23 protein-coding genes are annotated in these 20,229 nt (G+C 63.2%); 15 read left to right on the forward strand and 8 right to left on the reverse strand.

All coding sequences use genetic code 11. The annotated features are described in order from the left end of the window. Positions 1-11 precede the first annotated feature (11 nt). The 10 genes from H0S73_RS11830 to H0S73_RS11875 are packed head-to-tail and all read left to right on the forward strand — an operon-like array spanning position 12 to position 8,773. The gene (locus H0S73_RS11830) at positions 12-524 is read left to right on the forward strand and encodes a hypothetical protein (protein ID WP_181052343.1); all 513 of its coding nucleotides are present in this window, start codon (positions 12-14) and stop codon (positions 522-524) included. Positions 525-559: 35 nt separating this feature from the next. After that, a complete protein-coding gene (locus H0S73_RS11835) occupies positions 560-2,974 on the forward strand; it encodes a DUF3141 domain-containing protein (RefSeq protein WP_181052344.1) in 2,415 nt (804 codons plus the stop codon). Next, positions 2,971-3,777 carry an enoyl-ACP reductase FabI gene (fabI, locus tag H0S73_RS11840; RefSeq protein WP_181052345.1) on the forward strand — a complete coding sequence of 269 codons (807 nt, stop codon included), beginning with the start codon at positions 2,971-2,973 and terminating at the stop codon, positions 3,775-3,777. Before H0S73_RS11835 ends, fabI begins: the two co-directional genes overlap by 4 nt. A 40-nt stretch (positions 3,778-3,817) precedes the next feature. Beyond that, the gene (locus tag H0S73_RS11845) at positions 3,818-4,918 is read left to right on the forward strand and encodes an AI-2E family transporter (RefSeq protein WP_181052346.1); all 1,101 of its coding nucleotides are present in this window, start codon (positions 3,818-3,820) and stop codon (positions 4,916-4,918) included. 10 nt (positions 4,919-4,928) lie between these two features. Continuing rightward, on the forward strand, positions 4,929-5,576 hold the full coding sequence (locus H0S73_RS11850; RefSeq protein ID WP_181052347.1) for a CoA transferase subunit A: 648 nt from the start codon (positions 4,929-4,931) through the stop codon (positions 5,574-5,576). A gap of 4 nt (positions 5,577-5,580) precedes the next feature. Then, entirely contained in the window at positions 5,581-6,282 is a 702-nt protein-coding gene (locus H0S73_RS11855; RefSeq protein ID WP_181052348.1) for a 3-oxoacid CoA-transferase subunit B, read from the forward strand. Then, positions 6,279-6,749 carry a hypothetical protein gene (locus tag H0S73_RS11860; RefSeq protein WP_181052349.1) on the forward strand — a complete coding sequence of 157 codons (471 nt, stop codon included), beginning with the start codon at positions 6,279-6,281 and terminating at the stop codon, positions 6,747-6,749. The genes H0S73_RS11855 and H0S73_RS11860 overlap by 4 nt, the downstream gene beginning before the upstream one ends. After that, positions 6,742-7,977: an HlyD family secretion protein gene (locus H0S73_RS11865; protein WP_181052350.1), complete on the forward strand. Its 1,236-nt coding sequence runs from the start codon at positions 6,742-6,744 to the stop codon at positions 7,975-7,977. Before H0S73_RS11860 ends, H0S73_RS11865 begins: the two co-directional genes overlap by 8 nt. A gap of 23 nt (positions 7,978-8,000) precedes the next feature. Then, positions 8,001-8,402, forward strand: a complete 402-nt coding sequence (gene atpC / locus H0S73_RS11870; RefSeq protein ID WP_181052352.1) for an ATP synthase F1 subunit epsilon — start codon at positions 8,001-8,003, stop codon at positions 8,400-8,402. Positions 8,403-8,431: 29 nt separating this feature from the next. After that, entirely contained in the window at positions 8,432-8,773 is a 342-nt protein-coding gene (locus tag H0S73_RS11875; protein WP_181052353.1) for a phasin family protein, read from the forward strand. A gap of 64 nt (positions 8,774-8,837) precedes the next feature. Here the strand turns inward: H0S73_RS11875 and H0S73_RS11880 are convergent, their stop codons facing one another. Next, entirely contained in the window at positions 8,838-9,164 is a 327-nt protein-coding gene (locus H0S73_RS11880) for a DUF1476 domain-containing protein (RefSeq protein WP_181052354.1), read from the reverse strand. A 207-nt stretch (positions 9,165-9,371) separates the two neighbouring features. Here H0S73_RS11880 and H0S73_RS11885 point away from each other — a divergent pair, with 207 nt between their 5' ends. After that, entirely contained in the window at positions 9,372-9,698 is a 327-nt protein-coding gene (locus H0S73_RS11885) for an ATPase inhibitor subunit zeta (protein ID WP_181052356.1), read from the forward strand. 35 nt (positions 9,699-9,733) lie between these two features. Here the strand turns inward: H0S73_RS11885 and H0S73_RS11890 are convergent, their stop codons facing one another. From H0S73_RS11890 to H0S73_RS11910, 5 genes are all read right to left on the reverse strand, one after another. Beyond that, positions 9,734-10,267 (reverse strand): hypothetical protein, encoded by a 534-nt coding sequence (locus H0S73_RS11890; protein WP_181052357.1) that lies wholly within the window; start codon positions 10,265-10,267, stop codon positions 9,734-9,736. Positions 10,268-10,363: 96 nt separating this feature from the next. Beyond that, positions 10,364-11,110, reverse strand: a complete 747-nt coding sequence (locus H0S73_RS11895; protein WP_181052358.1) for a hypothetical protein — start codon at positions 11,108-11,110, stop codon at positions 10,364-10,366. A gap of 16 nt (positions 11,111-11,126) precedes the next feature. Beyond that, positions 11,127-11,645 (reverse strand): hypothetical protein, encoded by a 519-nt coding sequence (locus H0S73_RS11900; RefSeq protein WP_181052359.1) that lies wholly within the window; start codon positions 11,643-11,645, stop codon positions 11,127-11,129. Between the two features lie 111 nt (positions 11,646-11,756). Further along, the gene (locus H0S73_RS11905; protein WP_181052360.1) at positions 11,757-12,338 is read right to left on the reverse strand and encodes an HdeD family acid-resistance protein; all 582 of its coding nucleotides are present in this window, start codon (positions 12,336-12,338) and stop codon (positions 11,757-11,759) included. A 58-nt stretch (positions 12,339-12,396) separates the two neighbouring features. Then, positions 12,397-12,660 (reverse strand): hypothetical protein, encoded by a 264-nt coding sequence (locus H0S73_RS11910; protein WP_181052361.1) that lies wholly within the window; start codon positions 12,658-12,660, stop codon positions 12,397-12,399. Positions 12,661-13,143: 483 nt separating this feature from the next. On the opposite strand from H0S73_RS11910, the gene H0S73_RS11915 reads away from it, so the two are divergent. Together H0S73_RS11915 and H0S73_RS11920 are read left to right on the forward strand one after the other, a co-directional pair. Then, entirely contained in the window at positions 13,144-13,644 is a 501-nt protein-coding gene (locus tag H0S73_RS11915; protein WP_246388844.1) for a hypothetical protein, read from the forward strand. A gap of 32 nt (positions 13,645-13,676) precedes the next feature. After that, entirely contained in the window at positions 13,677-14,027 is a 351-nt protein-coding gene (locus H0S73_RS11920) for a hypothetical protein (RefSeq protein WP_181052362.1), read from the forward strand. A gap of 780 nt (positions 14,028-14,807) precedes the next feature. Here the strand turns inward: H0S73_RS11920 and H0S73_RS11925 are convergent. Beyond that, complete coding sequence (locus tag H0S73_RS11925) at positions 14,808-16,190, reverse strand: HTH domain-containing protein (protein ID WP_181052363.1); 1,383 nt, start codon at positions 16,188-16,190, stop codon at positions 14,808-14,810. A gap of 451 nt (positions 16,191-16,641) precedes the next feature. On the opposite strand from H0S73_RS11925, the gene H0S73_RS11930 reads away from it, so the two are divergent. Both H0S73_RS11930 and H0S73_RS11935 read left to right on the forward strand, forming a co-directional pair. Further along, the gene (locus H0S73_RS11930) at positions 16,642-18,348 is read left to right on the forward strand and encodes a methyl-accepting chemotaxis protein (protein ID WP_181052364.1); all 1,707 of its coding nucleotides are present in this window, start codon (positions 16,642-16,644) and stop codon (positions 18,346-18,348) included. A gap of 324 nt (positions 18,349-18,672) precedes the next feature. Further along, entirely contained in the window at positions 18,673-19,221 is a 549-nt protein-coding gene (locus H0S73_RS11935) for a GNAT family N-acetyltransferase (RefSeq protein WP_181052365.1), read from the forward strand. 163 nt (positions 19,222-19,384) lie between these two features. Here H0S73_RS11935 and H0S73_RS11940 read toward each other — a convergent pair whose 3' ends face one another. Further along, on the reverse strand, positions 19,385-20,218 hold the full coding sequence (locus tag H0S73_RS11940) for an ABC transporter substrate-binding protein (protein ID WP_181052366.1): 834 nt from the start codon (positions 20,216-20,218) through the stop codon (positions 19,385-19,387). Positions 20,219-20,229: the final 11 nt, after the last annotated feature.

Consider the following 20,229-nt stretch of genomic DNA (forward strand, 5'->3'; position numbering starts at 1 on the left):
AGATTGATGCCATGGAAACCCTGAAGACCAAGGCGGACAAGTCAAGCGCCCAGCAGGAGCTTGGAGATGAGACATTCATGTCGGCAGCCGATCTGCGGAACTACATGACCGAGATGCAGATGGCGAAGGCGACCACGTCGATCGAGGGCATGGACCGCGCCGAGAAGGCACGCAACGACTTGATCAAGCGCTTGTCCGTGCCCCTCGACCTGACCCCTGAGGCGTTACGGGACATTCTCCAGCCGTTGAAGTCGAAACTGAAGGCGGCGGCGGAACGCGGGCAGACCGAACTGATGGTCATGCGCTTTCCCAATGCCCTATGCACGGACCACGGCCGTGCGATCAACAACTCGGATCAGACCTGGCCCGAGACCCTCATCGGACGCCCGCGCCAGGCCTACGAGCTATGGCGCGACCAGCTCCGCCCCATGGGGTTCAGGCTTAGTGCCCTGATCATCGAATGGCCGGGTGGCTTGCCCGGAGATGTCGGCTTCTTCCTCAAGTGGGGCGACACCAAGAAGTGAGATCCTCAGGAACACCTTTCGACGGGACAACAACGATGCAGGAAGTCCAATCAAGGACGGGAGGACGAGACGTCGAGGGACAAGATCGCCTGACGGAACTCGGTCGCTCGCAAGCCAAGGTCGCGCAGGTCTACCAGGAACGGTGTACGAAGGCGGTCGAACGCTACTTCGAGGCCGTGAGGGCTGCGGGCGAGCCGCTGAGAGACGGTTCGGTCCGCTCAGTGTCGCCTCTCGACCTCTGGCGAGACGCCAGCGCCTATTGGCTTGACTTCACACAGCGCTCCATCCTGTTCTGGGACACGTTGCGCCAACGCGGCAACAACTGGGTCGAGCACGAGAAGGCCGGCAAGCCGCCGCTGCTGGCCTTCGATTGGGAGATCGTCGCGGACGCTCGTTTATTCGAACAGCCCGTGAACTACGCTCTCGTGCGCATCGTACCGCCGGCAGGCATCAAGACCGACCCGGAGCGCCGGCCCTTCGTCATCATTGACCCGCGCGCCGGTCACGGGCCCGGTATCGGCGGATTTAAGGAGGATTCGCAGGTGGGCGTCGCGCTCAAGGCAGGGCACCCAGTCTACTTCGTGATCTTCTTCCCCGAACCGATGCCCGGACAGACCCTCGCGGATGTCTCCAAGGCCGAGGCCGAGTTCCTCCGCATCGTCGGCGAACGCCACCCCAAGACCCGTAAGCCCGTCCTGTTCGGCAACTGTCAGGGCGGTTGGGCCTCCATGCTGGTCGGCGCGGTCGAGCCGGATCTCGTCGGCCCCATCGTCATCAACGGGGCGCCCATGTCGTACTGGGCCGGAAACGACGGCGAAAATCCGATGCGCTATGCGGGTGGGATTCTCGGCGGCCTCTGGCCGGCACTTCTCGCCAGCGATCTCGGCGCCGGCACGTTCGACGGTGCCTACCTCGTCGAAAACTTCGAGTATCTCAACCCGGCCAATACCTTCTTCACCAAGTACTACACGCTCTTCTCCAAGATCGACACCGAGCCCGAACGCTTCCTGGAGTTCGAGCGCTGGTGGGGTGGCTTCTTCCTGATGAACAGGCAGGAGATCAAGTGGATCGTCGAAAACCTGTTCGTCGGGAACAACCTGGCGGCTGGCGATGCCGAGTGGTCCGAGGGGCGCGCCTTTGACCTGCGCTCGATCAGGTCGCCCATCATCCTGTTCGCGTCGCTCGGCGACAACATCACGCCGCCGCAGCAGGCCTTCAATTGGGTAGCCGATCTGTATCCAACCACTGAGGCACTGAAGGCCAACGGACAGGTCATCGTCGGCCTGATGCACAAGAGCGTTGGCCACCTCGGGATCTTCGTCTCGGGCGCGGTCGCCAAGCGGGAATACAAGCATATCGTCGACCTGATCGAGTATATCGAGCATCAGCCGCCGGGGCTGTACGGTATGCAGATCGAAGAGCACACGACGGATGAAGGCCTGCGCTATGATGTGACGCTGACCGAGATGCGCGTCGAAGACCTGCAGGTTCTGCAGAAATACAGCCGCAAGGACGAGATGCCGTTCGAGGCGGTCGAGAAGACCTCGGAAGCGCTCGCCTCCGCCTACGAGACGTTCGTTCATCCTTTCGTCGCGCCGATGGTCACGCCGGCTGCGGCCGGCCTTGCCAGGGGCTTCAATCCGCAGAGGGTTCAGCGGTGGGTCGTGTCCGACCTCAATCCATTCTTCTGGCCCCTCAAAGGCGCGGCGGATATCGCTAAGGCGAACCGGGCACCGCGTGACAACGACGGGCCGGCCGTAAAGATGGAGCGCTGTGCTGCCGCTCTCACCACGGCCTCATGGGATCTCTATCGCGACCTGCGGGATGCGGCCGTCGAGAACACATTCTTCCGCATCTATGGTCCCGCCAGCATCGGCATGGTCGAAGAGAAGAAAGCCATTGGGGAAGAGCTCATCGACATCCGAAATGCCTCCTTCGTGAAGGAGGCGCTGTCGCGTATCGAGGAGGGGGATCGCACGAGAGCCATGGTCCGCGCGGCCCTTCTGCTCATGAAGGCTGGTACCGGACGGCGGCGGCTCTCGGCGATGAAGCGGACAAGAGAACTTGTCGGGCAGGATATCGGGCTCCTCGATATGCCGATCGAGGCTGCGCGCGACATTATCCGCGAGCAGTCCTACATCGTCGATTTCGAGCCTGTGAAGGCGCTCCTGGCGCTTCCCAAGCTCCTGCAGACGTCGGCGGATCGGCGCAGGCTGCTCGACATGATTGATCACATCGAGGGGCGGATCGAGGCCAATGCCAAGCAGATCGCCCTCTTGGGTGAGATCCGGCGCCTGCTGGCGGAAGACGAGAGCCCCGGCAAACCGAAGGCAGAGCCGATCACATTAACGCTGGTGGAACGCGAGGCAGAGGAACACCCCGGGGTCGGGGTAAAGCACGGTTCCGCCCGTCGCGCCAGCGGCACACGACGCACGAGGGAACATCCATGAACGACCGACCCAACGAACTGGACAAGGCCGCCATTCAATCGAAGATCCTGTTTGGCAAGCGGGCTCTCGTCGTCGGCATCGCCAACGAGCATTCGATTGCCTATGGCTGTGCCCGGGTCTTCCGCGAGCTTGGCGCGGATCTTGCCGTTACCTACCTCAACGAGAAGGCAAAGCCCTATGTCGAGCCCCTCGCAAAGGAACTAGGAGCCTCGATCTTCGCGCCGTGCGATGTGGCTCAGCCCGGGCAACTTGAAGCCGTTTTCGAACAGATCCAGACAACCTGGGGCAACCTCGACATCGCTCTCCATTCGATCGCATTCGCACCGAAACAGGATCTGCAGGGGCGGCTCGTCGACAGCTCGGACGAGGGCTTCAAGGTGGCGATGGACATCTCGTGTCATTCCTTCATCCGCATGGCGCGGCTTGCCGAGCCGTTGATGCGTGATGGCGGTACGCTCCTGGCCATGAGCTACCACGGCGCCAACAAGGTGGTGCCGAACTACAACCTGATGGGGCCCGTAAAGGCGGCGCTGGAGAGCGCCGTCCGCTATCTCGCCTATGAACTGGGGGATAAGCACATCCGCGTACATGCCGTATCCCCTGGCCCTTTGAAAACCCGGGCTGCCTCCGGTCTGAAGGACTTCGACGTCCTTCTTGCCGAAGCCATCGAACGGGCGCCCATCGGCGAATTGGTCGATATCGAGGATGTCGGCCTCACAGCAGCCTATTTGACGACGCCGTTCGCCAGACGGCTTACAGGGACGACCACTTATGTCGACGGCGGTCTCAGCATTATGGCTTGAGAGGCTTTTGGACCGAGATGCCCGAAGAGGGAAGAGAGCCGTGCATGCAGTCGATTCCCAGGAGGCGATGAACAGCCAGGAGCGGATTAGCGCTTCCGAGGCTTCCTATGTGGAGAAGGCGCTCGGGCTCGTGCTCCTTCTGGTGCTGGCCATCGGCTGCATCTACACCCTGGCGCCTTTCCTCAAGGCTATCTTTCTTGCCGTCACGCTGTGCGTGTCGACCTGGTCCCTGTTTCGGAAGGTGGAGAGACGATTGGGCCGGCGCCCGACCGCCGCGGCCCTGCTCATGACCCTGCTGATCGCCTCCCTGCTCGTTCTCCCGCTCCTGACCTTGGGCGCGAACCTGACGGACGATATTGCCCGGCTCACCGCTGCGATCCGGTCCGCCATCGATCAGGGGCTTCCGCCTCCCGGCTGGCTCGGACGCATTCCGCTGCTCGGCCATGAGGCGGAGAGGGTATGGCTCGAAGCGTCCCAACAGGGGAAAGGGCTCGGGCCGGCTTTGGCGCCCTACGCGGTGCCGCTGCGGGATTGGGCGCTGCACCAGGGAAGCACGCTCTTGTCGGGTACGCTTCAAGTAGGATTCGGCATCGTGCTCGTTTTCTTCTTCTATCGCGACGGTGCCTATGTGGAGCGCCGCGTCGAATGGGCTATGGCGCGCCTCGGCGGCTGGCGGGCGCGTCATGTGCTGAAGACGGCGGGCGCCACCATCAAGAGCGTCGTCAATGGAGTTCTTGGCACGGCGCTCATCCAGGGCATCCTGCTCGGCTTCAGCTTCTGGCTTGCGAGCGTGCCCGGCGCCATCCTGCTCGGGGCCGTCGGCATGGTCTTCACTCTTGTGCCCATGGGCCTCCTGTTGCTCTGGCTGCCGGCGGGCCTCTGGCTGATGTCCGAGGGGCATAGCGGCTGGGCGGTCTTCGTAATGGTCTGGAACGGCCTTCTGGTCGGAAGCCTCGACAACGTCCTTCGTCCATACCTGATCAGTCGCGGGATCCGAATGCCGATGGTGGTGATCTTTCTAGGCGTGCTCGGCGGTCTGCTGGCCTTCGGGATCATCGGCGTCTTTCTCGGCCCCGTCCTGCTCGCCGTCGCCTACACCCTGTTCCAGGATTGGGGCCGGAACAATGAAGCCGCGCCATGAGGAGAGCGGGATGAGAACCATCAAACTGCAGGATGCTGTTGCGATGATCCCGACAGGCGCGACCCTGATGGTCGGGGGCTTCATGGGCGTCGGGACCCCGGAGCCCCTGGTCGACGAACTCGTGCGGCAGCAGAAAGGCGATATGACGGTGATTGCCAACGACACGGCCGCACCCGGTACCGGCATCGGCAAGCTGATCACGTCCAAGCTCCTGCGGCGGGTGATCGTAAGCCATATCGGCCTTAATCCCGAGACGCAGCAGCAGATGCTGGCCGGAGAGCTGCAGGTAGATCTGGTTCCGCAGGGCACGCTCGCCGAGCGCATCCGTGCAGGCGGCTTCGGGCTCGGCGGTATCCTGACAGCGACCGGAATCGGCACCATTGCAGAAGAGGGGAAGCAGAAGATCGCGGTCGATGGCCGTGACTACCTGCTGGAGCCCGCCCTGCGCGCCGACTTCGCCCTCGTGCATGCCTTCATCGCCGACTACCTGGGCAACCTTCAATACGCACTGACGGCGCGCAACTTTAACCCGCTGATGGCGATGGCCGCCGACACAGTCATCGTGCAGGCGGAGAACATCGTTCCCGTCGGTGTCGTTGCGCCCGATCATGTCGTGACGCCCGCTCCGGTGGTCGATTACCTCATTGCGAAAGGCTGACGCCATGGATGCGCAATCCCTTATCGCCAGACGCATCGCACAGGAACTACGGGACGGAATGCTGGTCAATCTCGGCATCGGCATTCCCACCCTGGTGGCCAACTTCGTGCCCAAGGGAATCCACGTCTTCTTCCAATCCGAGAACGGCCTCATCGGAACCGGACCCGTGCCGGAGCCCGGCATGGTGCTCCCGTGGCTGACGGATGCGGGCGGAAAACCCGTGACAGCTCTCCCGGGGGCATCCGCCTTCGACAGCGCCATGTCCTTCGGCCTGATCCGGGGAGGTCATCTCGATATCACCGTGCTCGGCGGCCTTCAGGTCGACCGGCGCGGCCTCCTCGCCAACTGGATGGTGCCGGGCAAGATGGTGCCGGGCATGGGCGGCGCCATGGATCTCGTGGCTGGAGCCAAGCGCGTCATCGTCGCCATGCAGCATACCGCGAAGGGACGCCCGAAGATCGTCCGGGAATGCGCGCTGCCGCTCACCTCGAACCGGCCGGTCGATCTCGTCGTCACCGAACTCGCCGTGATCGGTTTCCCGAACGGGCAGGCCACTCTTCTCGAGACGCAGGATGGCGTCAGCATCGAGGATGTCATCGCCGCGACCGAGGCCGAGCTCGCCATCTCGCCCGACCTGACGAAGCCGGCCATCGTGCCGATCTCACCGGGAGCCGTTTCCCTGCCGCCTGTAGGTGAAGCCAAATGAACGCAACGATCAATCCTGCCGCTCCTCAATACCTGCCGATCTTCATCACCGCGCCGGGTGGGACCGATATTCTCATGGTGATCGTGGCGCTGTTTCTGGTGCTCGCCGTGCTGGCGGTCGGGCTCCTGTTCCTGCGCCTGCACACGTTGCCCGAGCGGATTGCCCACAAGGCTCACAAGCTCCAGTTCGAGATCGTCGCCGTGCTGGGGCTGCTGGCGCTGTTCTCCCACATGCACATCTTCTGGGTAGCAGGATTGCTGCTCGCACTGATCGATATTCCCGATTTCGGAGGCACGTTCAACAGGATGGCCGGATCGCTCGAGAAGATCGCGGGCGTCCCGCCGGGCAAGGGTGCGGATGACGTGCCCGACGAGGGCGCTGACGCCGCTGCGCGGAGCGAGAACACGGTCGAAGTGCCGCCGACCGTCACGCCTTATCGTATGCCGAAGGAGCAGTCCCATGCTTGAGCTTCTTCTCTGCTCCATGCTGACGATCCTGCCGGATTATCTCTACCGCCGTTACGCACAGGGCAAGCGGATCGGAAAGGAGATCACGCTCTACTCGGTGTGGTTCGAGCTGCGGTGGGGCATCGTCACCTGCCTCATGCTGACCATCGGGCTGATCACGGTGGTTTTCTACAACCACCCGGCAACCACGAATGCCACGGCGTTCTTCCGCACCATTCCAATCCTGCCCGAGACCAACGGGCGTGTGGCCGAGATCTATATCGATGGCGTAAGCGGTGCCGTCAAACAAGGCGCGCCGATCTTCCGGCTCGACAGCTCCAAGCAGGAGGCGGCAGCTGAAACGGCGCGTCGCAAGATCGCCGAGACCGATGCCGCCATGGTGGTGGCTCAGGCCGATATCCGGGCTGCCGAGGGCAAGCTTCAGGAAGCTCGAAGCGCCTATCAGCAGGCGGTTGACGAACTGGAGACCAAGCAGGAAATCTACCGGCGCAATCCGGGCGCCGTGGCGACGCGGGATATTGAGCGGCTGCAGGTCTCCGTGGAAGGCCGTCAAGGCAGTATTGACGCCGCGACCGCCGCCAAGCAGCAGGCTGAAGCGCAGCTCTCCACGCTGCTCCCCGCCCAGAAGGCCAGCGCCGAGGCGGAATTGGCACAGGCCGAGGTGGACCTGTCGAAGACTGTCATCCGCGCCGGCGTGGGGGGGCGCGTGGAGCAGTTCACACTCCGGGTGGGCGACATCGTCAACCCACTCATGCGGCCGGCTGGGATCCTGATTCCGGAGGGTGCCGGCCGGGGAAACCTGCAGGCCGGCTTCGGGCAGGTCGAGTCTCAGTCGCTAAAGGTCGGGATGGTGGCAGAGGCTACCTGCGCGTCAGAGCCCTGGACGATCATCCCGATGGTGGTCACCGGGGTTCAGGACTATATCTCCGCAGGGCAGGTTCGCAGCGGCGAGCAACTGCTTGACCCGCAGCAGGTGACGCGACCGGGAACTGTCCTGACTTTTCTAGAGCCGCTCTACGAGAACGGGTTCAATGGCGTCACCCCTGGCAGCAGCTGCATCGTCAATGCCTATTCGAACCACCATGAGGAAATCGTCGCACCCGAGACCAGCACGATGCGGCGGCTCGTCCTCCATGTCGTGGACGGAGTCGGACTTGTGCATGCCATGATCCTGCGCATCCAGGCACTCCTGTATCCGATTCAGACGCTCGTGTTCAGTGGGCACTGATATCGACATCGGGGAGAAATGATGTGGCCACTCTGCTCTTTGAACTGATCTCACCCGAGCGTGTTCTGTTCTCCGGCGATGTGCGCGGGGTCATGTTGCCGGCCACCGAGGGTGACATGACCGTCATGGCTGGACACGAGCCGACCATGGTGATGCTCAATCCCGGCATCATAGCAGTCACGGATAGCCAGGGACATGGTCATCGCGCCTTCGTCCGGGGTGGTTTCGTCCAGATTATCAATACCGGGGTGTCGGTTCTGGCCGAGCTGGCGCTGCCCCCGGAGGAGCTTACGCGGGACCGCCTCGACGAGGAGATCCTGCGCCTGGAGACGATGCGTGAAGCCATGCGGGAGGATAAGTCCCGTCGGGAGGCTGACTTCGCCATCGGCCGCCTGGAGCAGGTGAAGACAACCCTTTCGTTCTGAGGAAACTGCCCATTCAAGGAGGATGAGCCATGACCACGGTGCAGAAGAGATCAGGAACGTCGGAGACGCTGCGCAGCGGCGCCGGTGTCACTTTGCCCGATAGCGGTGGCCAGGCCCTGGCGAATGCCACGGAAGCTTGGTTTGCGGCAAGCGCCGAATGCCAGCGAGAGATGATTGGATTTGTATCCATGCGGCTGGAGAAGGACGGAGAAATCGCTCGTGAAATCATGGCTAGCAAGAACTTGGCGGATGTTGCGGCCATCCAGTCCCGCTGGATGGAGGAAACCCTGCGCGACTACAACGACGAGATGGGCAAGCTGATGACAATCTGCACCAAGTCCGTCAATGGCGGAGCCGGTGCAAAGGGGTAATGTCTTCCGCACTCGGCGCGCCCGCCTGACGACGATTGCCCTCGTCAGGCGGGCGCTCGTCCGCTCACCATGTGGTCGAGCGGATCTGTATCATGGCCGCGGCCATGAGCTCGGCCATTTTTTGACGGATCTGCTCGTCGGAAAGGTCGACGCCGTTGGCTTCGAAATCAGATCGAAGTTTTCCGACAAGACCCTCGTCGACGACCCGCGCCACCAGGCTTCGGCCGATCTCGGCGACAAAATCGTCGGCTTTCTGGCCCTTAAGTCCGAGCTGGCTGGCCGCCCATTGTCCAAGCAGCCTGTTGCGTCGTGCCAGTGCGCGGAACCGCGCCTCCTCGTCGTGGGCGAACATCTGCTCGAAGGACCGCTCGCGATCTTCGAAAAGAGTCATGGATCACCTCCAGGCTTATCATGGCTGACAGGTCGAAATGGCATCATACACGAGATCGTGGCTTGCTTGTGCGCGGCTGTCGTTGAATCACGCTCACTCCTGCGCGAGCGATGGAGCACAGCCTGGGTACGAATGGTCGAAATCGGATGGACTGCTTACGCCGCTCCACGAGATGAAGCGCGTAATGCTGCTTAAGGAGGATCACGAATGACCAATCCGAAGGACATTCAACAGACCATCCTCCGCAACAAGCTCATCGGCAGGTGGGCCGCGGAGAAGCTGGGTATCATCGGTCGCGATGCCGACATTTACGCGGATGCTCTAGCGAGGGACGCGGTCGATCCCGAGCGCAGCGACGTGTTCAGCAAGATACGCCGCGAATTCGACGCCGCGGGCGTGGCCATGTCGGATGAGCAGATCCGACGGGTCATGACCGATTTCATGCTCAAAGCCGGGAACCTGATGCTGACGAAACAGGGAGATAACCTTGATGCAGCGGCTGTGGCTCTCGCACGTAATCTCATGTCGCGATAGTGCAGCTTCGGCCTTAGGGTAGGGACGTGGGGCACTCATCCCTCGTCCAGAATTTTCAGGCGTGCGCGCTTCACGAACAGCAGACGATGCAGCTCCGGCTCTCCGACGACCGCGCAGAGTTCACGGAAACCGAAGAAGGGGAGCAGGGCAACGAACAGGAGCAATGTGGTCGTGAGAATACCGAACGGGGTGCCGCCGCCGACATCGGCTAGGCATTCGGCAAGGGCCCTTCCGCGAAAGTACCCGATGGCCAGACTCTCGAAAATCTCACAGGCCGCCAGCAGAACCGAATAGATCGCCGCCTTGAAGACCATCGCATAGATCAGCGGCTCCCGCTCATAGCGCTCGCCGACTTTCAGCTCCTCCGCCACGAACAGGATCTTCGCCAGCACGAGCGCATTCACGACCGCAAAGCTCTGTCGGTAGGGGAGGCCGCTTTCCTCCAGGATCAGCGATTTATGCAAGGAGGAAATGGCCAGCAGGCCCCAGAAATACAGAAAGATCACGCCGAAGCGCTTGAGGCCGCCGACCGTCTTTTGTCTGCGGGTGAGAGGCGCTGCATCGGACATCGAACGTCTTCTTCAATCAAGAAGGGCAATTGTGCGGAATGGGCCGGAGAACCGGCCCCCAGCCCATCCACACCGCGCCGCCTTTGGGCGTGCGCGTCAGGCCGCTTCACGCTTCTCGCGCAGGAGGTGTGCAAGAAGCATGCGGCGCGCACGCCGGCGGCGCAGTATCTGACTTCCGACCAGGAGACGCATGAGCCGGCGCTCGTCACCGCCGCCGTTTTCAACCTCGTCCTCTTCGCCGAAGCCTTCGTCATCCCCACGCTTCTCGCGCAGGAGATGGGCGAGAAGCATGCGACGGACGCGTCGGCGCCTCAGGATTGCGCTGCCGACCAGAAGGCGAAGGACGCGGCGTTCCTCGTCGCTTCCCTCTTCTCCGCCATGAACCTCTTCCTCGTCCTCGTCTTCATCCCGTCCCTCGCGCAGGAGATGGGCGAGGAGTACGCGGCGCATGCGTCGCCGCCGCAGCAGGCGGCTGGCGATCAGAAGGCGTAGGATGCGGCGTTCCTCGTCGTCGCCTTCCTCACTTTCCTCGCCCTCGTCCTCTTCACTGAAATCCTCGTGCTCGCCGCGCCTCTCACGCAGGAGGTGGGCCAGCAGCAGGCGCCGCATGCGCCGGCGTCTCACGGCCCGGGCCGCGAGCGGGAGCCGTAGGATGCGGCCCATCTCGCCGCCTTCCTCTTCTTCCTCGTCGCCGAAGTCCTCCTCGCCGATATCCTCGTCCTCGTCCTCGCGACCTTCCCGAAGGAGGTGGGCGAGCAACAGGCGACGCATGCGCTGGCGCTTCAACATCCGACTGCCGATCAGGACGCGCGCAAGGTCATCATCACGAGCACTTAAAGCCATGATAGTCTCCTCTGTTTCATCGAGTTGGTTGGGGGGCGGCGCGATCAGGGCCCGGCTCCTTCGGCGGTCCTCCCTCGGAGGACTTGGAGCGCGGTTTGAGGCTGTGGTGGATCAACGTCTCGACGATGGCCCGATCCAGCACGTCACGCCGCATCAGGCGCGCAGCCGGGCTTTCATCGATCAGCGGTTTCAGCAGGATGCGACGAAGGTCGGCCTCCTCCTTGGGCTCCCTGGCTCCGACGGCCTCGTCCTCGCCTCCCAGCACGCAGGCGATCCCGGCCTCGAAGGCTTGTTCGAGAAGCTGCTCCAGCCCGGCCCGGCCATTATCCCTGGCCAGCTCGGCCTTCTCGTCCTTCGAGAGTTCATGGCGGGCGCCGGTGGCGTCGATGCCCTCGATCTGGATGATCGTGCCGGTCTTCGCATCCAGGGTCACGGCGAAACGATCCGGCCGTGACGTCTCGTGCGACGACGAGCCGGGTGTGCCTTGCCTGCGGGTTTTCTTGGGCGGCCCGGCGGACTTGTCGATGTGGTTCATGTAGAGCTCCTCCTGCGAATGTACCCCGCCGCCCCTGACTCAAGAGGCCCTGACCCCCGCGTCCTGAACCAAGGGGCAGGCTCCGGCCTGTCGTCTTTCAGGGGATCGCGGCTAGGTCCGATGCCTCAGGGCGAGGCCCATGCTGATCCAGCCGATCCCGGCAAAGACGAGATCGATGCCGAGAAAGATGCCGAGCGCGAAGAGGCTCGAGACAGGCCAATGGGCAAGGATGATCCCGCCCACGATCAGGGTGACGACGCCCGACAGCGCAACCCAGACCCAAGGCGTGCCCCGCGTCATCTGCGTGGACAGGAAAATGCGCAGGCAGCCCGAGACGATCAGGGCAATGCCGAGCATGAGCGTGAGCACCGAGGCGGCGAGGAGCGGGTTGCGGAAGGTCACGACACCCGCGACCACATAGAGCGCGCCGAGCAGAGCCCACAGGAAGAACTTGCCCCAGCTCTTCACGCCGAAGGCGTTGATGATCTCGGCGATTCCGCTTACCAGCATCATGACGCCGACGATCGCTACCGATGCAACCGTCGCCATGACGATACTGCCGAGAGCGATGAGACCGGCGATGACGAAGACCGCGCCGAGGGCAACGATCCATCCCCATTTGACGCGCAACGGTTCGAGTTCCTGATCCATGCGGCCCGGAAGCGGCGTTCCGATATTGGCGGTGTTGGACATGAGAAAATCTCCTCGAGAAATGCTTTCCTTCGATGAGTTCGGACGGCCGGCTCCGCTGTCAGCATCCGTTGCAGATGCCGCGCTCGACCATGCCGTCGATCTGCCGATCCATGCGGTCCATCTCGCCCTCGGCTACCGAGTCGATCGACGAGAAATCGTTCCGCGGATCGCTGAAGACTTCCCGCTCGAGCTCGCGCTGAGACGGGATGGTGATCTCTCCTGAGCGGGTGAACGGGCCGCTTCCATGCTGCGACCATGCCGGTGCCGACGCGAGCAGAACCCCGAGCAGCATCGCGGTGGACGCTACGATGGTAACCTTCATGGCATCGCTCCCTTGGGAACCCGAGCGCCATGGGCTCCCGGTTCTGCCTTCAAGGAAACCGATCAAACCACGTCAGGCCGCCGGCTGCTTGATCGAGCAGGACAATGACTGAACATTTTGCGACAGCGTCGCCGAGAGGGGTGCGCAGGGAGCGATGCGCTATCGATGGTCGGATAGGTTCCCCAAAAGAGGTGGAGGCTACCGCTTTTGCTCAGCGGTGCTGAGCCTCCATCCGCGCGTTCAGACGCAAAGAAGCCACCATGAGCAATACAATGGACAGGCTGGTGAGCTTGGTGCCTTGGATGGTGCTGCTCTCGAGGTCTTGGCGTCTTGCACGGCGCGGTCCTCGACCCTCGCGTCCATGGTGAAGCTTGCGTTCCGCGCCGCATTCTCCTCCGCGCTGCCTGAGACGTGAGGAGACACGCACGAGCGCGGATGTGCGTCCGAGTCGAAGCTGTTTTGATTCGAATCTGGAGGAGCATCATGACCCGATGGCCTGTTCTGGCGATGGCCGCGTTCACCCTCGTCGCCTCGCCCACTTTCTTCCTCGCAGCAGCCATCCCGGCGGCCGCCCAGGAGAACGATTGGGACAGCGGCGATAGCAGCATGAGCGACGGTCGTCTGCGCGATCTCCTGCGAGACTGGGTGCAGGACCGTGCCGATCGTCGCGACATGCTGATGGACTTGGTCCAGGAGCGGCGGGATCAGCGTGACGAACTCATGGATCTCATGCAGGAGCGCAGCGATCGCCGCGGCGAGGTTGGGGACTTCCTGAGAGACCACCCGTGGCTGCGGGAGCGCCTGCGCGAGCGGGCCGCCTCGCGTTGGAACGACGAGGACGATGGCGGCGGCATGGTGCGAGGCCGCCTGCGGGAGCGTTTGGCCGAACGGATGAGCGGGGACTGCTACTTCCTCACTCGCAGCCTCAGGAACCAGGATGGAAGCCTTCTGGTCCTGGTCCGCAGGCGGGTCTGCCGCGATTAGTTCATTCTGGATCTAACCGATAGGAGGCGTGAATGAAGAAGACCCTTCTGGTGGCGGTGGGAATGATGCTGGTTGCCCTGCCTGCCTACAGCCAGAGCTCGGATGATTCCGGCGACCGCGGTTCTTCCTACGGCCGGCAGGATCGCGATCTCGACGATCTCCTGCGCGGACTCGACAGCCGAATGTCGGCACGTGCCCCGCAGCGCGGCGCTGGTTTTCTGCTGCGAGCCGGGGACGCGACCCTGGCGGTGCGGTGCGATCCACGAGACAGCATGAGGGCCTGTGTGGACGCGGCCACGACCCTGATGGAGCGCGCGCGCACGACGATGCCGTCAGGAAGCAGCCCAGGCGGGTCGCCCCCCGGGGCAACGCCATCGAGATAGGGGCACTCCGGCCCGGACCTCCCGAAACGGCTGATGCTGGCCGGGATTGCCCGGCAAGAAGATTCCCATGAGAATCCGTTGCCGTCCTGTCTGGCCCCGATCCGGGGGGCACGCCTTGGCAGCGGTGCGGTTCCGAAGGCGTGGGTGACCGGTACGAGGCCGTCATGACGTGAGAGGGGGCTGATCCGTTCGTGTCAAAGAGCCAGCCCCTTGGGGCCCGCAGCTTGCGCTGCGAGCCTTTCGGGTTCGAGGGTGGCGCGTCGGGCAGCCCGGCTCGCTCTCTAGGGGTGAATGTGAGAGCCGAACTGCTCGTCACGCACGGTTCTTTTCAGGTGGACCAGCTGGGGAGCCCCCAAGGTCGACCTCCCGCGACCACAGGCGTGCGAGGCCTGCGGCGGGACCGTGCCTGCTCTCACTCTTGCGACGCCTCGCGAGCGCGCCCCTCGTCAGAGCAGATCTAGGGCAACGATATAGCCAAGGTTATCCGCCCTGTCAAGAACAAAGTGAGAACATAACGTTCAGCTTCACCCTGCGCCCTCCTCCTGAGGAGCAGCGCAGCGGCCTCTCGAAGGATCGTCCAGGGCTCTCCAGCTCCTCCTTCGCGACGCCACGGCGTGGCGCCTCAGGATGAGGCCGGAGGGATGGCAAGCAAAACGTGCGTGGCCGGCACGAGGCCGGCCACGATCGGGAGACCATCATCTTTCTCCCCCGACCGGGAAAGGGCAGCCCGCCCGGTCATGACGTAAGGAAACTTCACCGGGCCGGGGATGGCGGCAGGCCTCACGCCGCCTTCCAGGCCTGTTGCGCCGTCAGTGCTTCAGCCTGCTCGTCCGCTCGCTTCGCCGCCGGGCGGGTAACGTGCCTGGCGATATAGGCCTCGAAAGCGGGACGCTTCTCGATCATGCCCGTCATCATGCCCCATTGCAGATGGCTCGCGAGCAGGACGTCGGCGGCAGTGAACCGGCTGCCGGCCACATAGGTCCGGTCCTGCAGCCAGTCGGAAAGCGTGTCCAGCACCCGCCCATAGGAGCCGTAGCCGAAGCGGGCTTCCATCTCGGGCGAAGGGTCCCAGCCGAGGACGTGGTTGGAGGCGGCGGGCTCCAGGCACCCTGCCGTGAAGAAGAACCAGCGATAGTAATCGCCGCGATGCTCGGGCGCGGGCGCGAGGCCCGCCTCGGGGAAGGCATCGGCCAGATAGGCGCAGATCGCCGCGGCTTCCGTCACGATCGTGTCGCCGTGCCGGATCGCAGGCACCTTGCCCATGGGGTTGATGGCGAGGTACGCTGGCGTCTTCATCGTGGTGCCGTATTCCAGCGCCTCGATGGTGTAGGGGCAGCCGACCTCCTCCAGCATCCAGTGCACGATGCCGCCGCGCGATTGCGGATTGGTGTAGAAGACGAGGTCCGGGCTCTTGTTTTCCGTGCTCATGGGCATCTCCCTGGTGTTGCATGAACGGGAGATTGAATAGGGTATGCCACTGTCAGATTCTGGCAGTAGCGTGTTCCGCCATTCCTTCATGAGCTGCCGGCGCGGTCGGGGCAGTCGCTCAGGCAGGATCTCCGCCGCCTCGATCCGGTCGGCGCGGAAATGCCGGAAGCCGCCGCGCAGCTCGCACCAGGCCGCCAGCACCCTGGTCGACTCGAAGAAGCCGAGCGATACGGGCCAGACGATCCGCACCGTCCGGGCGCTTTTCTCGTCGGAGTAGGTGAGGGCGAGCTTGCGCCCCTCGGTCAGGGCGCGCCGCAGAAGCGCCAGATCGACCACCTGCGGCCGCTCCCACCCGGCGCCGATCATCATGGCGTCGTCCTCCATGCGCTCGCGCAGCTCGGCGGGAAGCACGGCGGCGACTTTGGCCATGACGTTGCGGGCTGCCTGGCCCATGTCCGCATCGGTCCGCCGTCCGACCCATTGCAGGCCGAGCGCCAGCGCCTCGATCTCCTGGGCGGAGAACATGAGGGGCGGAAGCAGGAAGCCGGGCTTGAGCACATAGCCGAGCCCCGGCTCGCCCTCGATCTGCGCGCCCAGGGCCTGGAGCGAGGCGATGTCGCGATAAAGCGTGCGCAGGGAAATCCCCGCCTCCCGGGCCAGCACTGCGCCGCTCACCGGGCGGCGGTGACGGCGGAGAATCTGCAGCAGGTCGAAGAGGCGTTCGGCGCGGGACATGGGGCGAGCCTAACACAGGATGCTGACGGTTTGCGCCATCGGCAATGCGGTCTCCGCGTTTGAAACTGAGTATCTAAACAGGGTCGGCGTCCTCGGGCATGCGATATTGAAGTCTCGGGCCTAAATGTAGACCCACTCTTGGGATCCCATCCGATGCTCCACTCCTGGAAGACCGTATCGTTCTTCGCGTAAACCCGGGCCACTTTTCGCTGGCGCGGCTCTCTCTGTCCGCGCGATGCGTTAGCCCGGTTGCGGGCGCGACCCCGTGTCGTTCGCCGGTGACACATTGCACGGTGAAAAGGATCGTCGGAGCTTGACCGACTTGGCTGAATGAATGGGTCCGCAGTTTGGCACAAGCTTTATGAGTTAGCTCCTCAAGACCTGAAATCGTGCGCATCCTATGCTGGTATGCGCACCCTGCGGCAATGCAGGCGGGACTAGCAGGGGTATCATGACATCTCAGAATTCTTTCAAAACGCCGAAGATCGGACTCTCCGGCATTTCAGGACGCTTCTACGCAGGGATAGCGGCAGGCATTCTCGCGCTGATCGCGTTGTCCATTTATGGATCGCTCACAATTTCGAGCATCCTTCTCGAGCGCAAGCAAGCGGAGCTCAAGAGCCTCGCTCAAACCGCCACCACCTTGATCGCCGGCTACGAGGAACGCGCAAGAAAGGGCGAGCTTTCTATCGCTGAGGCGAAGAAGAGCGCTGCCGACACGCTGCGCACCATGCGCTACAACGGGAACGACTATTTCGTCGTGCTCGACTATACCAATGCCGTTGTCATGCATCCCAACAAGGACACGGAAGGCAAAGATCTTTCGGATGTGAGGGACGCCAACGGTACCTATGTCACCCGCGAGCAGGTCGAGGCAGGCAAGAAGGGCGGCGGTTTCGTCGACTTTCTCTGGCCGAAGCTCGGTGAGACGGTGCCGTCTTCGAAGACCGTCTATGCTATCGCAATCCCGCAATGGGAATGGGTCGTGGCTGCCGGTATGTATGTCGATGACCTCGCGGCCATCAGTGCTACCTACAGGAACGTGTTTCTCGCATTCGTGGGCGTGTCTGCCTTGGTCCTCGTGGGTATCGCCTTCGGACTTGGGCGGAGTATTTCCTGTCCTATCGGCCGGCTCGTCGACAACATGCGCTCGCTTGCCGGCGGCGATCTCAACGTCGCAATCGAGGGGATCTCTCGTCCCGACGAGATCGGCCAAATGGCCAGCTCCGTGCAGGTGTTCAAGGATGCGCTGATCGCGAAGAAGCAGGCGGATGAGCACGCCGCCCTGGAAGCCGATGCCAAGACCCGCCGGGCCGAGATGCTCGACCGGCTGACCCAACGCTTCGAGCTCAACGTCTCGGCCCTGACGCAGGGGTTGTCCTCGGCCGCCACCGAGATGGAGGCCACCGCCCAGTCGATGACCGCCATCGCCGGCCAGACCACCCGGCAATCCGTCACCGTCTCGTCCGCCGCCCAGCAGACCTCGGCCAACGTGCAGACGGTGGCGGCCGCCACCGAGGAGCTGTCGATCTCGATCCGCGAGATCGCCGGCCAGGTGGCGCAATCCTCGCAGATCGCCGACCGGGCCGTGCAGGGCGCCCGCCGCACCGATGCGGCGGTGCAGGACCTGGCCGCGACCGCGGCCAAGATCGGCGACGTGGTGCAGCTGATCAACACCATCGCGGGCCAGACCAACCTCTTGGCGCTCAACGCCACCATCGAGGCGGCCCGCGCCGGCGAGGCCGGCAAGGGCTTTGCCGTCGTGGCCACCGAGGTCAAGGAGCTGGCGAGCCAGACGGCGAAGGCGACCGACGAGATCTCGAGCCAGATCGCCTCGGTGCAGCAGGCCACCCAGCAGACGGTGGCGGCGATCCAGGAGATCGCCCGCACGATCACCGAGATGAGCCAGATCTCGACCTCGATCGCGGCCGCCATGGAGGAGCAGGGCGCGGCCACGGCCGAGATTGCCCGCAACGTGCAGGAGGCGGCGCGCGGCACCGAGGCGGTCACCGGCAGCATCGAGGACGTGCAGCACGGCGCAGGAGAAACCGGCACGGCCGCCTCCCAGGTGCTCGGTGCTGCCCAGGAACTGTCGCGCCACTCGCACGATCTCGGCCGCGAGGTCGAGCCCTTCCTCCAGGGCGTCAAGGCGGCTTAACGCAATCCTCATCCGGGTGATCATGCGGGATGCAGAAACCTGCGCACGCAGGCGCGAAGATCCAACGTGTGATCCAGTCTCATGAGCGGGCCGCTGGAAACAGCGGCCCGCTTGTTTAAGGGCCGACCGGAAAGTAGATCGACCTCGAGCATCGAACCCGGAGCCGAAGACATCTGCCTCCGAGGGAGATGCATGCGATGAAGCAGGCATTATGGCGTCGGCGCCCTTACGGGGAGCGTTCCAAGTTTCATGCACACTTGGCTCGGCTGGCGCGATGTGAGACGTAGGCGGCGGTGAATGATTGCCATGGGGCAATAAGAAAAGATGGCTATATCGATCCGGTTGGCGCAGAAGGCCGATGCACCGCTGATTGCGCGGCTGCATTTTCATACGTGGCGGGAGACCTATCGGGACCTTGCTCCGCAGGCCGCATTTGACGGCGTGACGGAGGAGGTCAGGCTCGCTCGATGGCAGAGCATGCTTGCGGACGAGGGGAGTGAGCGGATTATCCTGGTTGCGGAGATCGACGGGCAACTGGCAGGTTTCGGCATGGCGGGACCACCCTCTCACGAGATCTTCCAGGGACGAGCCGAAATCAAGTTTCTCTATGTGGGTGCCGCGTTCAAGCGTCAGGGTGTCGGCCGCGAATTACTGCTTCGCCTCGCGCGCCATATGATGAAGGCCGGATATGACGGAGTGGGTCTTGGTGTGGTTGCCGGGAACGATCCGGCCATAGCCTTCTATGAAGGAATGAGAGGAACAAGGGAAGGGAACTACACCGATCCCGGTCCCATCTGGCGCTCCGATAACCACCTGTATGTATGGGATGATCTGCCGGCAATAACGGCGCACGAGGGGAACGGCAGTTCTTAGATGCCGGCTCCCTTGGAGTCTTCACGATGCGGACGGGCTCAAGCGAAGATGCATGAGCCCGCCTTCGTGTTCAGAGCACTCCTCGGTGAAGTGGATCCAGTTCACCGTCAAAGAGTGCGGTCAAACTAAGAAAAGAGGTGATTCCACGTCAGTGGAAGCAGCTCTAGTCCTTGCCCTGATTGATTCCGATCGGCGTGAGCTTATTCGCCTGAAGACCGTATTTCTTCACGATCTCGTCATAGATGCCCTTCTGCTGAAGGCGTTCGAGGCCTTCCTTGATGGCATCGCGCAGTTGGGTTTCCGTCTTGAGCACCGGAATGCCGGAGAGGGAAACCGTGAAAGCCTCGCCGATGAGCACGTAGGTGTTGGGCTCCTGCGACTGGAAGTACGGCAATGTCTCGTTGCCCTGAACGGCTGCGTCGAGGCGTTGCGTCTTCAGCTGCGTGCGGGCGTCCGCCGACCCCTCGGTGCCGATTGCCTCGATGGCGGGTTTGCCCTTCGCCACGCAATTGGCTTGGCTCCATTCGCCGATTTGGCGGGGCCAGTTCGTGGGACGGCTTGCGCCGACCTTCTTGCCGCACAGATCCTCGGGCGTCTTGATGGTCGCCGCCATGGCGGGCGAGGTGTAAAACTGCGCGCCGGATTTCATATAATCGACGAAGTCCACGATCTCACGGCGGGCCGGAAGATCGCTCATGCCGGCGAGCGCGATGTCGACGCGTCCGGTCTGGAGCGACGGGATCATCTGGGCGAAAGCGATTTCCTGCCATTCGATGCCGACGCCGAGCTCCTTCGCGAGAGCCTCGCCCAGATCGATGTCAAAGCCCGAGAGCTTGTTCGTGGCCGGATCCTTGAAGGTGATCGGTGCGTAGTTGGGCATGGTCGCGACAACGATCTTTCCGGCCTTCTTGATCCGATCCGGAAGGTCCGCCGCATGGGATGGAGCCGCAAAGCCTAAAGCGAGCACGCTCGCGAGCAAACCTACTGTCAGTCTCATCGTCGTCGGTC

The organism is Microvirga mediterraneensis, from assembly GCF_013520865.1.
GTDB lineage: Bacteria > Pseudomonadota > Alphaproteobacteria > Rhizobiales > Beijerinckiaceae > Microvirga > Microvirga mediterraneensis.

Excerpts from the sequence above, each read along its gene's own strand:
- H0S73_RS11830 (WP_181052343.1), top strand. The coding sequence starts at position 12 with ATGGAAACCCTGAAGACCAAGGCGGACAAGTCAAGCGCCCAGCAGGAG.
- H0S73_RS11835 (WP_181052344.1), top strand. The coding sequence starts at position 560 with ATGCAGGAAGTCCAATCAAGGACGGGAGGACGAGACGTCGAGGGACAA.
- fabI (WP_181052345.1), top strand. The coding sequence starts at position 2,971 with ATGAACGACCGACCCAACGAACTGGACAAGGCCGCCATTCAATCGAAG.
- H0S73_RS11850 (WP_181052347.1), top strand. The coding sequence starts at position 4,929 with ATGAGAACCATCAAACTGCAGGATGCTGTTGCGATGATCCCGACAGGC.
- H0S73_RS11855 (WP_181052348.1), top strand. The coding sequence starts at position 5,581 with ATGGATGCGCAATCCCTTATCGCCAGACGCATCGCACAGGAACTACGG.
- H0S73_RS11860 (WP_181052349.1), top strand. The coding sequence starts at position 6,279 with ATGAACGCAACGATCAATCCTGCCGCTCCTCAATACCTGCCGATCTTC.
- H0S73_RS11865 (WP_181052350.1), top strand. The coding sequence starts at position 6,742 with ATGCTTGAGCTTCTTCTCTGCTCCATGCTGACGATCCTGCCGGATTAT.
- H0S73_RS11875 (WP_181052353.1), top strand. The coding sequence starts at position 8,432 with ATGACCACGGTGCAGAAGAGATCAGGAACGTCGGAGACGCTGCGCAGC.
- H0S73_RS11880 (WP_181052354.1), bottom strand. The coding sequence starts at position 9,164 with ATGACTCTTTTCGAAGATCGCGAGCGGTCCTTCGAGCAGATGTTCGCC.
- H0S73_RS11885 (WP_181052356.1), top strand. The coding sequence starts at position 9,372 with ATGACCAATCCGAAGGACATTCAACAGACCATCCTCCGCAACAAGCTC.
- H0S73_RS11890 (WP_181052357.1), bottom strand. The coding sequence starts at position 10,267 with ATGTCCGATGCAGCGCCTCTCACCCGCAGACAAAAGACGGTCGGCGGC.
- H0S73_RS11895 (WP_181052358.1), bottom strand. The coding sequence starts at position 11,110 with ATGGCTTTAAGTGCTCGTGATGATGACCTTGCGCGCGTCCTGATCGGC.
- H0S73_RS11900 (WP_181052359.1), bottom strand. The coding sequence starts at position 11,645 with ATGAACCACATCGACAAGTCCGCCGGGCCGCCCAAGAAAACCCGCAGG.
- H0S73_RS11905 (WP_181052360.1), bottom strand. The coding sequence starts at position 12,338 with ATGTCCAACACCGCCAATATCGGAACGCCGCTTCCGGGCCGCATGGAT.
- H0S73_RS11910 (WP_181052361.1), bottom strand. The coding sequence starts at position 12,660 with ATGAAGGTTACCATCGTAGCGTCCACCGCGATGCTGCTCGGGGTTCTG.
- H0S73_RS11915 (WP_246388844.1), top strand. The coding sequence starts at position 13,144 with ATGACCCGATGGCCTGTTCTGGCGATGGCCGCGTTCACCCTCGTCGCC.
- H0S73_RS11920 (WP_181052362.1), top strand. The coding sequence starts at position 13,677 with ATGAAGAAGACCCTTCTGGTGGCGGTGGGAATGATGCTGGTTGCCCTG.
- H0S73_RS11925 (WP_181052363.1), bottom strand. The coding sequence starts at position 16,190 with ATGTCCCGCGCCGAACGCCTCTTCGACCTGCTGCAGATTCTCCGCCGT.
- H0S73_RS11930 (WP_181052364.1), top strand. The coding sequence starts at position 16,642 with ATGACATCTCAGAATTCTTTCAAAACGCCGAAGATCGGACTCTCCGGC.
- H0S73_RS11935 (WP_181052365.1), top strand. The coding sequence starts at position 18,673 with ATGGCTATATCGATCCGGTTGGCGCAGAAGGCCGATGCACCGCTGATT.
- H0S73_RS11940 (WP_181052366.1), bottom strand. The coding sequence starts at position 20,218 with ATGAGACTGACAGTAGGTTTGCTCGCGAGCGTGCTCGCTTTAGGCTTT.